The sequence below is a fragment of the Snodgrassella sp. CS2 genome (assembly GCF_050310315.1).
In the GTDB taxonomy this organism is placed as follows: domain Bacteria; phylum Pseudomonadota; class Gammaproteobacteria; order Burkholderiales; family Neisseriaceae; genus Snodgrassella; species Snodgrassella alvi_E.
Genome location: NZ_JBNPBA010000001.1, coordinates 46,906 through 60,833 on the forward strand (window position 1 = coordinate 46,906; position 13,928 = coordinate 60,833).

Sequence of the window (13,928 nt, forward strand, 5' to 3'; positions counted from 1 at the left end):
ATCTGCAATCCGGTAAGATTTAATAAATGCGAACAGCGATTTGGGGTACGCGAACGCACTTATTGTGATGAACTGTTGGTTCTGCGTCCGGTAGTCGGATGAGCAGGTTTGGGTTAGCTAAATGAGTGTTTACGATAAAGCAGGTGTTGATGTTAAGCAAGTGCTATTTTTGTGAAGTTTACTCCTATTTTTAGGTTAAAATTTTATTTTATGCTTCAATTTTTTAGTTTTGTGCATTTTTATGCTTTATTTGGACAAATTTTATGCATTTTATGAATTAATTTGTCCAAATTTAAATAAATTATTTGTTTTTGTAAAATTTTTAATTTTAGACTTATTGTCCAGTTAATAAATGATAATGTGGGCTCCTGCCGCCTGTGCTATCTGCATGAGTGTGGTGGAGTCCATGTAGGCATGGGCAAGATGTGAAATGTTGGCAACGATGGGTAGATGGGTAATTTTTCTGGCTTTAACAATGGCTTCTACGTCAAGGCGGTAAGGGGCATTGCGCTCAAGGCTGAGGGTGCCTGCTTCTCCAAGCATAAGGTGGTGGTTACCTTTTAAAGCGATGTGTTCAGCAGCTATAAGCCAGTCATCGACTTGATGATGTTTGTCTTTACACAATACGACAGGGATATTTAGGCAGCCTACTTCGTTGAGTAGGGTACGGTTAGACATAAGTTCGCCGCCAAGGTAAATGATGTCGGCCTCTGCTTGTAAGGCTGGTTCGAGCTGGCGCACGTCTCTGATGCGTAGCCATACTGATTTACCCGCTTGATGGGCACTGGCTATCTGTTGCTGCATATTGGTTCGCGGTTGCGATGGTGGGGTGTAGGGTGAGGCCGCTTGAAAAAAGGGATCGATGAATATGTTGATGTTTTCTGGCAATTGTGAGTTGGTTACGCTGGCTACCAATTGATGATGGTTGCCGCCAAGCTGCTGTCCGCGTACGGTAATGACGGTGTCTTCGGCTTTGGTCTCGCGGCTGATGATGCGCCAATCCTGAAGTACGCGCATGGCTTTTTCTACTCCGGCTAGTGCTTCCAGTTCGCGTGGTTCAAACACTCTTTCGTCGCCAACTGCGCCAATAATAGTGCGCTCTTCTCCGCGCGAAATATGCTCGTGCAATCCGCGCTCACGGATGTAGCTGATGACGCTGTTAATCTGTGTTTCGGTAGCCTGACGCTGCATTACTATAATCATGTTGGTTGTCCTTATGAAGGGTGCTTTGATTGTCAGTAAAAAAAAGCAGGCTGGCAAGTAGCTGGCTGGTGCGAACACTGTCTATGTGGACGATTCTGTGCCAGAAACATGTTATGGTAACACTACAACAGTGATAGTAAACTATTGTTATTAATGAAAAGTGTGTATATTTTATATGTTAACTTGCGTGATGAAATTCTGGTGGGTTTCATGATGTGAGGCCAATAAAAAACAGTTCATTCAGGGACAGATAAATGAAAACAAGAAGGCTGTTGTTTGTGTTGGTGGTATTGGTTCTGGTGGGTGTGGCGGTTTGGATAAATATACGCAGTCATGTGTCTTTACCGGATGGTTTTGCAGGCGGAAACGGACGCATGGAGCTAAAACGGCTGGATGTTGCGACACTTTATTCTGGAAGAGTAATTGAAATGAAGGTGGATGAGGGGGATGTGGTAGTCAAAAATCAGGTTTTGGCTGAACTGTCTTCTGATCAGACCAGTAGTAAGCTGGCGGCCGCGCGCGCAGATAAGCAACGTGCGCTGGAAAATGTATCTAAGGCTGATGCGGAAATTGCTGCCCAGCAACAAGCTCATAAAGTAGCGCAGATGGATCTGGACAATGCGCGCCAGCTTAAATCGGATGAATTGGTGTCTGCTCCTGAATTACGCCGACGTCTGGCGGAACGAGATGCGGCAATTGCCAAGGTAAAATCGGCGCAGGCAGCACGTGCTGAGGCGCTTGCGGCAGTGAATCAGGCACAGGCACAGATTGATGCGACATTTTCTGCTAATAACGATATGTTGATTCGGGCACCCAAAGCAGGACGAGTGGAGTACCGGATTGCTGAAGCGGGCAATGTGCTGGGTGAGGGGAATAAGGTTGTTTCTTTGCTTGACCCGACTGATGTAACTTTGTCGGTATATTTGCCTACGGATACGATTGGCAAGCTCAAGCTCGGTGATGAGGCAAGGATTGTGCTGGATGGAATGGATGCAGTATGGCCAGCTAAAGTGGATTTTATTGATTCTAATGCGCAGTTTACGCCGAAATTTGTGGAAACGCTGAATGAGCGGCAGAAGCTGATGTATAAGGTAAAACTGAAAATTCCGGCACAGGTGGCGTTGCGGTACCGCGGTTTGCTCAAGGGCGGATTAACGGGTAATGGCTATATCCGTTTTGATAACAATAAAGTTTGGCCGCAGCAGTGGCAGGTTAAATTACCTAATTTAAAACCAGCAGCCAAGGGTGCCTGAAATGGATAAAACTGCCAGAGAGCAGGCTGGTACAGAGGAAGATTGGGCAGTTGATTTACGCCATGTGTCACATCAGTATCGGCAGACGGTGGCATTGCGCGATGTATCTTTGCAAATCCGCCGCTGCGCAACGGTGGGACTGATTGGACCAGACGGGGTAGGTAAATCTACTTTGCTGTCTTTGATAGCTGGTGTAAAGATTATCCAGCAAGGTGATGTGCTGGTTTTTGGTGAAAGTATGGCGTTGAAACACAGCCGCCAATTGCTAAGTCACCGGATTGCCTTTATGCCACAGGGGCTGGGACAAAATCTGTATCCAACTTTATCAGTGAATGAAAATGTGGATTTTCATGCGCGGCTATTTGGTTTGCGTGGTGAGGAGCGTAAGCAGCGGATTGCTCGTTTGTTGCAGGCAACCAGATTGGCTCCGTTTGCCGAACGACCAGCTGGTAAGCTTTCCGGCGGGATGAAGCAAAAGCTGAGTCTGTGTTGTGCGTTGGTACATAATCCGGAACTGCTGATTCTGGATGAGCCGACTACTGGTGTGGACCCGTTGTCGCGGCGGCAGTTTTGGCAACTAATTGATGAATTACGGGTGGAAAACCCGGATATGACTGTAATTGTCGCTACCGCCTATTTTGACGAGGCCAAACGCTTTGAATATCTGCTGGCTATGGACGATGGTCGTCTGATTGTTAATGCTCCTACGCAGCAGGTGCTGGAGGATACGCATACGGATACGCTGGAACAGGCGTATGTGAAAATGTTGCCTGAGGCAAAGCAAAATAAAGGTGGCAGTTTAGAGCTGACGCCGTTTGTACCAGACAAAAATTCACCTCCGGCAATTGAGGCTAAGGAATTAACTAAGCGATTTGGCGATTTTGTAGCAGTTAATAATGTAAGTTTTACTATTGAACGGGGCGAAATTTTCGGTTTTTTGGGCTCTAATGGCTGCGGCAAATCAACTACGATGAAAATGCTTACCGGCTTGCTGGATGCCAGTTCTGGTAGTGCTAAGCTGCTGGGTAAAACTGTTGATGCTAATGATATGACGACGCGCATGAAGATTGGTTATATGTCGCAGTCGTTTTCTTTGTATGAAGAATTGACGGTGCGGCAAAATCTGGTGCTCTCTGCCAAGCTGTATGAAATGGATACAAATCAAATTGAATCGGCAATACAGGAATCGTTGCAGCAATTTGATTTACAGGAATTTGCTGATACGCAACCGAGTGAATTGCCTTTAGGCATTCGTCAACGTTTGCAACTGGCTGCTGCCTGTTTGCATCATCCACAAGTTCTGATACTGGATGAGCCTACCTCTGGTGTGGATCCTGTGGCCAGAGATATGTTCTGGCATCATCTGCTGGATTTATCACGCCAGAATCGTACCACAATTTTTGTATCTACCCACTTTATGAATGAAGCGCAACGCTGTGACCGCATATCGTTTATGCATCAGGGGCGGGTGCTGGCAATTGGTACACCACAGGAGTTGTGCGCCAATAAACAAACAGATGATCTGGAAACTGCTTTTATTGATTATTTACAGGAAGCGGTAGACAAAACAGACAATAGCGTGCCACAGGTAGATTCAGAACAGAAGAAACAGCAGCAAACTGCAATGGCGCCAGCTGTGGCAGGGAAGGCTATGAATGCGGACAGTGTTTCTTACTGGTTTCGGACGGTATGGACGTTTGCAGTACGTGAAGGCAAAGAGCTGATGCGAGACAAAATTCGTCTATTTTTTGCCTTGTTTGGACCGGTGGTGCTGATGATGATGGCGGCGTGGTCTGTATCCTTTGATGTGGAACATGTGAAATTTGCGGTAATGGACCGTGACCAGACGGTGGAAAGCCGTGCTTTAGTCGAATATTTCCGGGGTTCGCGTTATTTTACTTTTACCGGCACGCTGCACAGTGCAAATGAAATTGATGAAACGTTGAAGGTATCTAAGGCGCGTCTGGTTATTGATATACCGCCACATTTTGGCCGTGACTTACTGCGCGGAGATAAGCCGGAAGTTGGTTTTTATGTTGATGGCACGATGCCCTTTATGGCAGAAAACATTAAAAGCTTTATTCTCATGATCCTGGAACGCTATGCAGCGGCGGAATGGGCACAGACGGGATTACCTATTTCGCTTAAACCGGCAGCACAGATTGCGCCTCGTTATGTCTATAATCAGGATTTTAAAAGCATTTTTGCAATTACACCCGGTATGATTATGATGGCGATGATGCTAATACCAGTGATGATGACGGCGCTGGGTGTAGTGCGGGAGCGAGAAATTGGTTCGATTACCAATTTATACACTTCGCCGGCTTCGGTAAGGCAGTTTCTGATTGGCAAGCAGATTCCCTATGTTGTGGTTTCTTTTATTAGCTATTTGATTCTAGTGTGGCTGGCAGTAGTGGTGCTTAGTGTACCAGTACGTGGCAGTTTTCTAGCCATGAGTGTTGGAGCGCTGGCACTGATTTGTGCAGCCACAGCTTTTGGTTTGCTTATTTCTAGCTTTGTGAAGTCTCAGGTGGCGGCAATTTTTGGTTCGGCCATTCTGTCGCTGATTCCGGCGCTGAATTTCTCTGGCTTGCTCTATCCGTTGTCTACGCTCACCGGTATTAATTACTGGCTGGGCTGGAGTTTCCCCACGGCTTGGTATCAGCTAATTAGTCTTGGTGGTTTTACTAAAGGATTGGGTTTTCTGGATTTTATTAACTACTATCTTGTTTTGCTGGCATTTTGTCTGGCGTATGTGTTTTTAGCCGGCTGCTTGTTGAAAAAGCAGGAGGTGTAGATGCTGCAATGGTTTAAAAATGTCTGGGTACTGAGTGTTAAGGAGCTGAAAAGTCTGCTAAGCGATGTGGTGCTGATTGCGCTGATGGTGGTGGTGCTGTCCGTGGCTATTTATACAGTTGCTACCAGTATTTCTACTGAGGTGCGCCATGCTTCTGTAGCGGTGATGGATGTAGATCACAGTGTGTTATCGTACCGGATTAGGGATGCGCTGCTGGAACCTTATTTTAAGCCTCCGGTAGAAGTAAGACGCGAAGATATTGATGCGGCAATGGATAAAGGCGACTATGTTTTTGTTCTCGATATTCCGGCTAATTTTGAGCGTGATGTGGTGGCTGGCAGATCGCCTAGTATTCAGGTTCTGGCTGATGCAACGTCGGTAACTCAGGCTGGTATTGGCTTTAATTATTTGAGTCAGATTATTGATGCGCAAACGCGTTCTTTTTTACGGCAACAGTCGGCCGCTACTTTTTCACCGGTCACGCCAGTGATGAATGTCCAATTTAATCCCAATGGCGAATCGGCGTGGTTTATTGCAACAATGAATGTGGTATCGAACTTAACTTTGTTGGCAATTATTCTGGTAGGGGCAGCGGTTATTCGTGAGCGCGAACACGGCACGATTGAGCAGTTATTGGTGATGCCGGTACGTCCCAGTGAAATTGTGATGGCGAAGATTTTTGCTAATGGTGCTGTGATTTCGGTGGCTTCACTGTTGTCGCTGTGGCTGGTGATTGAGGGGTGGCTGCATATTCCGATTAACGGCTCGGTGTCGTTGTTTAGTCTGGGTATGTTTATTTATCTATTTTCGGTGGCTTCGCTGGGTATTTGGTTTGCCACGCTGGCGCCGACAATGCCGCAATTTGGCTTGCTGTGTTTACCGATATATGTGGTGATGCGGTTGCTTTCTGGTTCGGAATCGCCTTTGGAAAGTATGCCGGCTTTTTTTCAGTATATAACGTGGTTGTCGCCTGAAACACAATTTACCCAGTTTAGTCAGGATGTGTTGTTTCGCAATGCTGGGCTGATGACCGTATGGCCGAAAATTATGATGATGTCCATTATGGGCGTGCTGTTTCTGGCTTTGGCACTGTCACGTTTTCGCGGCATGCTGGCGCAGCATTCTTAATGCAGATGTCGTACATTCAGGACAAATGGAAATGAATAAAACGTGGTTTGCGGTAGTACTCGCTTTGGGTTTGCTGGCAGGCTGTAGCCGTACCGATATAAAGGTGAGGTCTACAGTGAGTATTCCTCAACAGTTTGAGCAGAATGCTGCAGCACGGGGAACAGCAGATATCAGCTGCTGGTGGCAGAGCTGGCCTGATCCGGTATTAAACGACCTGATTGAAATCGGTTGGAAAAACAATCGTAATCTGGCTAGCATGAAAGACAATATGCTTGCGGCGCGAGCCACTGCAGCCATGGCTGAAGCGAATTTGCGCCCACAAGCTGGAGTAGAAAGTAGTGGCGGCCTGCATCGATATAATGGTGACAATACTCTGAAAGATCTGAATTTGCCTTTGATTGGCAATACTCGTGATTATTTGCAGGCAGCAGGCTCTCCTCTGGGTGCCAATCGCACTCGTTTGCATGGCAATACTGTGCAGGCAGGTTTTACCGCCAGTTGGGAACCTGATGTGTTTGGACAGAAACGCAGTGACGCTGATGAAATGCGATATCTAAGCCTAAGTGCGACTGAGCGTTGGCATGGTGCGCAAATGATGCTTAGCAGTGAGATTGCAGAGAATTATCTGAAAATGCGAGCCATGCAGCAGCGGGCAAAAATAGGCGAACATAGTGTGGCGACGCTGAAACAGTTGCAGCGCTATACACAAGGTCGTTTCCGTGCTGGGCAGGCGACGGCTTATGATGTGAGAGAAGTGGCCGCCAAGCTGTCTTCGATGCAGGCGCAGATTGCTACTTATCAGGCTCAGGCTGAAGTGTATCAGCGCAATATAGCGGTTTTAACTGGTCAGGAACCGCAAGGTTTTGTCATTGCAGATGCACCAGTGGATATTTTGCAGCAACTTCCCGCTGCACCGGCCGGACAACTGCCTCTAGACGTGATTACGCGTCGACCAGATATTCGCACTCAGGAAAATATGGTGAAAGCAATGAGTGCTGGTCTAGCCAGTGCTAAAGCTGATAGGTTGCCACGCTTCAGCCTGAATTTTTTATGGCAGACAGGACAAATACATTTAAATAGTAATACTTCATATTTAAAGAATACAGGCGGGTTACTAGACGCCAGTATGACGATTCCGGTATTTACTGCCGGACGGATTAAACACAATATCGAAAGAGCAGACGCTCAGCTACAGGCTGCAATTGCTGAATATGATCATCTAATTCTTCAAGCTTTAGCTGAAGTGGATAATGCCTATCAGATGCAGTTTAGTCTGTATCAGCAGACGAAGCTGATACATCAGGCACAAACTCAGGCAACCAGTCAGGCTGATGCTGCTGAAAAGTTGTTTCGCTTTGGCGATATGACGCTTGATCGCAGTTTGCGTGCACGACTGAATGCCGAGGATATTGCTGACAAGCAAGTGCAGGTAAGGCTGGAAGAGGCACGTAATCTAGTGAATTTATATAAGGCACTGGGAGGAGGCTGGCAAAGCAGTGAGGAGGAATGAGCATTGTGCTGAAATGCAAATGCTGTATATTCAAAATTAAGTGTTGAAGATGTCGCACTATTAGTTTACTCGCTAATGCGACGTATGATTTCTGTAAGAATCTTGTTTAATATCTATATTTTCTGCTTCGGGAGCCATGCATGCAGCTATGTTTTAATCGATCACTGATGCGACAAGTGCTGATGTTGATGGCATTATTCGGGCTGGCAGCTTGTTCTACTCTGCGTTATCAGCCTGTAGCTGTAATAGATGATGTTAGTAAGAATCCAGACGGCTATCGTTTGCAACGCGCTCTACTTAATAATAAAGCGGATAAGAAAGATGATGTAATCGGAATTGTCATGCTGTCCGGTGGGGGGACTCGTGCGGCTGCTTTCGGCTATGGCGTGCTTGAATCTCTGAAAAAACAACAGGTCAAAATAGATGGCCGGCCTAAAAGCCTATTGGATACGGTAGATGTAGTATATGGGATTTCCGGTGGTTCTATCCTGGCCACTTATTTCGGGCTGCATGGATCGGAAACCATTCCAAAATTCGAGCAGAATTTTCTCAATTTGAATTTACAGAAAATGCTTATCGGGCAGTTATTCTCGATGGCAAACTGGTCAAGGCTGGGTTCACCAGAATTTGGCCGTGGAGATTTATTGCAGGAGCAGCTGGATTTGCACTTATATCACGGGGCAACTTATGCTGATTTAAATAATAAGCGTCAAGGGCCGTTTGTAGTGATTAGTGCTACTGATATGAGTCTGGGCAGCCGTCTAGATTTTACCCAAGAATATTTTGATTTACTTTGTTTGGATCTGACCGATTTGCCAATTGCGCGCGCGGTGGCTGCATCCAGTGCAGTACCGCTCGTCTTTGCTCCGGTAACTTTAAATAATAATGGAGGCAACTGCCACTATCATTTACCGGATAACTTAGTTGATAGTAATAATGTTGATGCTACTGGGACGACTTCATTCCGAGCGCAGACTAGAGCCGTATACCGTGCCAATTTGAAGCAGTACCAAGATAGCCAGAAGCGGCCATATATTCACTTGTTGGATGGTGGGCTGACCGATAATCTGGGTTTGCGCAGTCTGCTGGATGCCACGGAGCTCTATAGTAATAAAACTTTATATGACCGGCTAGAGTCAGCGAAGATTCATAAAATCATTATTATTAATGTCAATGCACAAACTCAGCGCAAAAATTCCATAGACAGTAGTGCCAGTGTTCCAGGTACAGCTGAAGTTGTGCGAGCACTAACCAGTATTCCGATTGAGAAATATTCGGAAGATACGCAGCATCAGTTTCAAAAATATGTGGATTGGTGGAACGAGAGCCGCAGTGAGGGTACACCACAGGTATATTATGTGAGTGTGAATCTGTTGGATATGCCGCCATCACCGCTGAGGGATAAAGTCATTCATATTCCGACAACGTTTTATCTAGCACATAGTGAAGTTAATAATCTGCGTAAGGCGGCCAAACTATTACTGGCTCAATCTTCAGAATATCAGCGTCTGATTAAGGATATTGGGGTAGAACCTGATACCTCGACACCTGAACCATTTACTTTATATGGAGATGATGTTGCTGCTACTCAGGCAGACACAGATGAAGAGTCTGCTACAGATGCAACCGGTACCGATGCAGTTGATAATGTGCAGAATCACGTAAGCGGTGTGGTCAATTTTATTAATACTGAAGCTGTACCTATATTGCGCTAACAAGGTATTTGCTTAGAAAGATAAGGTTCGGCAGATGTAATAAATGCTGGATTTGATTTTTATTGATTAAAGCCTGAGATTTTTCTCAGGCTTTTGTTTTATCTTGCCACCATACACCAAAAATAAATGCACTTGCTGATGTGCAATCACTGAAAAAGAAGAATGAATGATCTGGCTTTATAAAAATAATGTTATTTGTTAATTGTTTATTTGTATTTTATGCATTGATTAAAGCAGATTTTGATAAGAAAAATCGGCAAAACGAAGGTATGAAAAACGAATAAGGGGTTTTGGTTAAATTTATGAATATAATTGAAATGAATTTCTATTCATTAAGCCAAATTTTTTTAATATGCAATTTTTGTTAATTTTAATGGCATTTTTTTTAGTTTAAAATCTTTTTTTGTGGTGAATTGGCTACAGAATCAATCAAAAATAAAGGAGTTGTTAATTAAGATTCCTATTATCATTTCAATATGTTAGAGATTATCAATTGTATTTGAGATGACATTTATATATCTTAATAAATTATTATGCTTTTTAGCTAAATATATTTAGTAAGAAATGAAATATTTTAATGCGAGTAGTAATACATATTTATTGAATATTTCTAATTTAAAACTCAATAAGCATAATTAAAATATAATAATATTTATTTATGAATGAATTTATCTGAACAATCTCTTAACTTTTTGCTTATAAATCAGTGGTTGTGCACTTTTAATTTCGCTTTTTGGAAAGTGTGAAATTGCTATTACATAGTAGTTAAATGTGATTATTTGATTTAATTTTATGCAATAAAAATTAACAAAATACTAAAGTTATCAATTATTTTCATACCTATTGAAATTAAGACAAAAATTAAAAGCACACAAGCGCACACTAGCCTTCGTTCTTTCAGGAGAAGGTAGACATATGTTGAATTGGGTTTTGACTAATATTCAGGAATCGCCGGTTATTCTGCTGTTTCTGTCATTAAGTCTGGGCTACTTACTGGGCAGTATTCGTTTCGGTAAGTTCCAGCTTGGCGGAGTCGCTGGCTCTCTGTTGGTGGCAGTGCTTTTAAGCTTGCTCAATGTACACATTGATTCTGGTCTTAAGGCATTGCTGTTTACTTTATTTATTTATGCTGTGGGTTATGAAAGTGGTCCTCAGTTTTTCCGTTCACTAGGTGTAAAAACCCTGCGTGAAATCTTTTTGGCTTTGTTCATTGCCATTACTGGTTTTATCACGGTGATGATTATGGCACGCCTGTTCCACCTGGATAAAGGTCTGGCTGCTGGACTTGCTGCCGGTGGTTTAACCCAGTCAGCGATTTTGGGTACTGCTGCCGATGCCTTGACACATATGGGACTGCCTGCTGACCAGTTGCAGCAATTACAGGCTAATGTGGCCATTGGTTATGCGGTGACTTATATCTTTGGTTCATTAGGCGCGATCATTATCTGTATGAACTTGCTGCCGAAAATCATGGGTCGTGATATTCGCGATGATGCGGTAGCTGCTGAAGCTGAACAGCTGAAAGGTGCAATGGCACTGGAAGGTAATCAGGGTATGGCGATTACGCAGATGGTAGGTCGTATCTATGTAGTGGAAAATGACATTCAGAAATCCATTAAAGATATTGAGCTGGACAATCTGGGTATTACCATTGAGCGCATCAAACGTCACGGTAACTTAATTGATTGCACACCGTCTACAGTGCTGAAAAAAGACGACATTATTCTGATCGTAGGCCGCCGTGAAGCAGTGGCTGCTGTTAGCACGTTGTTTGGACGTGAGCTGGATTCTGAACAGGGTCTGGAAGTGATTGTGGATACCAAAGACGTGGTCTTCCGCAACCCTGATTATGCCAACAAAACCATGGCTGAAATCCGTTCCAAAGTGCATTCCAGTGACCACGATTTTGAAATTCAGCATGGTATATATCTGATTGCCCTACATCGCAACGGTGAAAAATTGGATGTAACACCGGATACCGAATTCAAACTCGGGGATGTGATGACCATCTATGGTTCTACCAGTGATATTAATCGTGTTGTTCATATTATTGGTGCGCCAATTACAGTGAACAGTAAAACCGACTGGGCTTATCACGGTCTGGGTGTGGTACTTGGCCTGATTATTGGTTGGGTAGTTGTCCGTGTAGGCAATATCCCGATTACGCTTGGTGCAGGTGGCGGTGCGCTGTTGTCTGGTCTGTTTTTCGGCTGGTTACGTGCTCGCAAGCAGACGTTTGGCAATATGCCGGTAGCTGCTTCCCAGTTCATGAAAGATTTCGGTCTGGCTGGATTTGTGTCTGTAGTAGGTTTGCAGTCTGGTTTACAGGCAATTACCACAATTAAAGAACATGGCCTGACCCTGTTTTTGATTGGTGTTGTGGTAACACTAGTTCCGATGATTCTTGCAATTTTCTTTGGTCGCTATGTGCTGCGTTATGACAACGCTGCAATCTTTGCCGGTGCGCTGGCTGGTTCACGTAGTGCCAATCCTGCATTTGGTGAAGTATTGGATAAAGCAGGTAATGCCATTCCGACTACTCCATTTGCCGTTACATATGCATTAGCCAATGTGTTCCTGACACTGTTAGGTCCATTGATTGTGGCTCTTGTTTGATATGTGCTTTTAACTTCTTGAGGAAAATGTTATGACTTCAAAACATGATTTTGAAAAATATGCTAATTTAAGCCCATTTGAATTGAAAAATCATTTGATTGATTTGGCACAGAGCCGCAACGACCGCATGATGCTGAATGCTGGCCGTGGTAACCCCAACTTTCTGGCTACTTTGCCTCGTAATGCATTTTTTGAATTAGGTCTGTTTGCTACTGAAGAGTCTGAAATCTCTTTCTCTTTCTTAGACCAGAATATCGGCGGAATGCCATTTAAAGATGATTTGATGGCTCGCTTCGACGATTTTATTCGTCGCAACCGCCACAAACCTGGTGTGGACTTCCTGAGTAAAGCCATGTCTTACGTGCGTGACCAGCTTGGCTACAATCAGCATCAGTTCTTGCTGGAAATGACTGAAGGCATTCTGGGCTGCAACTATCCCGTACCAGACCGCATGCTGCGTTTGTCTGAAGAAATCGTTAAAACCTACGTTCTTGAAGAAATGGGTGCCAAAACACTGGCTAACGATGATATCGACTTATTTGCCACTGAAGGTGGTACCGCCGCTATGGCCTATATTTTCAGCTCGCTGAAACAGAATGGTCTGATTCGTAAAGGTGACAAAATTGCTCTGGGTGCCCCAATTTTCACGCCTTATCTGGAAATTCCAGAACTGAATGATTACGAACTGGAAGAAGTATTAATCAATGCTGATCCGAAACTGGACTGGCAGTATCCTGAAAGCGAACTGCGTAAACTAGAAGATCCTTCCATCAAAGCATTCTATCTGGTTAATCCGTCCAACCCACCTTCAGTGAAAATGGACGACCGCAGTCTCCAGATTATCGCGGACATCGTGAAAAAACGTCCTGATTTGATTATCTTGACTGATGACGTTTACGGTACTTTTGCTGAGAACTTTGAGTCTCTGTTTACCATGTGTCCGTACAACACCATTCTGGTTTACTCTTTCTCCAAATACTTTGGTGCAACCGGTTGGCGTTTGGGCGTAATTGCCATGGCCAAAGAAAATGTACTAGATAAGAAAATTGCAGAACTGCCGGAAGAAGAACGCAAAATTCTGCATGAACGTTACTTGTCTATTACTCCGGAACCAGAAAAACTGAAACTGATTGACCGTATGGTAGCTGATAGCCGTGCTGTAGCGCTGAACCACACTGCTGGTCTGTCTACTCCGCAGCAGGTACAGATGGTACTGTTCTCTCTGGCCGAAATGATGGATACCAAGAAACAGTATAAAGACGCATTGATGGCTCTGATTCGCAATCGCAGCGCCGCTATGTACAAACAGCTGGGTATCAAACACGAGTTCAACGAAAACAGCGTAGATTACTATACTCTGGTGGATATGGAAGATACTGCCCGTCAGTTGTATGGTAACGAGTTTGCTGAATGGGTAGTTAAAACCAAAAACCCAAATGAACTGCTGTTCAGAATTGCAGATGAATCCGGCGTAGTATTGTTACCTGGTAAAGGCTTTGCGGTACGTCACCCATCTGGTCGTGTATCTCTGGCCAACCTGAACGAATACCAGTACAAAGCCATCGGTGCTTCACTGCATAAACTGGCTTGCGAGTATTACGAAGAATTTAAAGCCAGCAAATAATTAATTTTGTTTGAGCTTTAAATCAGCGCCGTACTTTAGAAAGTACGGCGCTATTATGTTCGCCTTTATCATGCACAGCTTT

Annotated in this window: 8 protein-coding genes; 7 read left to right on the forward strand and 1 reads right to left on the reverse strand. The window is 44.3% G+C overall.

Annotation, left to right across the window (positions count from 1 at the left end; genetic code table 11):
• Positions 1–345: 345 nt before the first annotated feature.
• Positions 346–1,203, reverse strand: coding sequence for a chorismate mutase (locus tag ACQP6D_RS00235; RefSeq protein WP_100152659.1), 858 nt, complete (start codon positions 1,201–1,203; stop codon positions 346–348).
• A 254-nt stretch (positions 1,204–1,457) separates the two neighbouring features.
• Here ACQP6D_RS00235 and ACQP6D_RS00240 point away from each other — a divergent pair, with 254 nt between their 5' ends.
• The 7 genes from ACQP6D_RS00240 (at position 1,458) to ACQP6D_RS00270 (ending at position 13,846) form a co-directional block, all read left to right on the forward strand.
• Positions 1,458–2,456 carry an HlyD family secretion protein gene (locus ACQP6D_RS00240; RefSeq protein ID WP_427857142.1) on the forward strand — a complete coding sequence of 333 codons (999 nt, stop codon included), beginning with the start codon at positions 1,458–1,460 and terminating at the stop codon, positions 2,454–2,456.
• Position 2,457: 1 nt separating this feature from the next.
• Entirely contained in the window at positions 2,458–5,253 is a 2,796-nt protein-coding gene (gene rbbA, locus ACQP6D_RS00245; protein WP_427857143.1) for a ribosome-associated ATPase/putative transporter RbbA, read from the forward strand.
• Entirely contained in the window at positions 5,254–6,381 is a 1,128-nt protein-coding gene (locus tag ACQP6D_RS00250; protein ID WP_427857144.1) for an ABC transporter permease, read from the forward strand.
• A 31-nt stretch (positions 6,382–6,412) separates the two neighbouring features.
• Positions 6,413–7,891 (forward strand): TolC family protein, encoded by a 1,479-nt coding sequence (locus ACQP6D_RS00255; RefSeq protein ID WP_427857145.1) that lies wholly within the window; start codon positions 6,413–6,415, stop codon positions 7,889–7,891.
• Between the two features lie 140 nt (positions 7,892–8,031).
• The gene (locus ACQP6D_RS00260) at positions 8,032–9,606 is read left to right on the forward strand and encodes a patatin-like phospholipase family protein (RefSeq protein WP_427857146.1); all 1,575 of its coding nucleotides are present in this window, start codon (positions 8,032–8,034) and stop codon (positions 9,604–9,606) included.
• Positions 9,607–10,521: 915 nt separating this feature from the next.
• Positions 10,522–12,222, forward strand: a complete 1,701-nt coding sequence (aspT, locus tag ACQP6D_RS00265) for an aspartate-alanine antiporter (RefSeq protein ID WP_267390417.1) — start codon at positions 10,522–10,524, stop codon at positions 12,220–12,222.
• Between the two features lie 31 nt (positions 12,223–12,253).
• Complete coding sequence (locus ACQP6D_RS00270; RefSeq protein ID WP_100140570.1) at positions 12,254–13,846, forward strand: bifunctional aspartate transaminase/aspartate 4-decarboxylase; 1,593 nt, start codon at positions 12,254–12,256, stop codon at positions 13,844–13,846.
• Positions 13,847–13,928 lie beyond the last annotated feature (82 nt).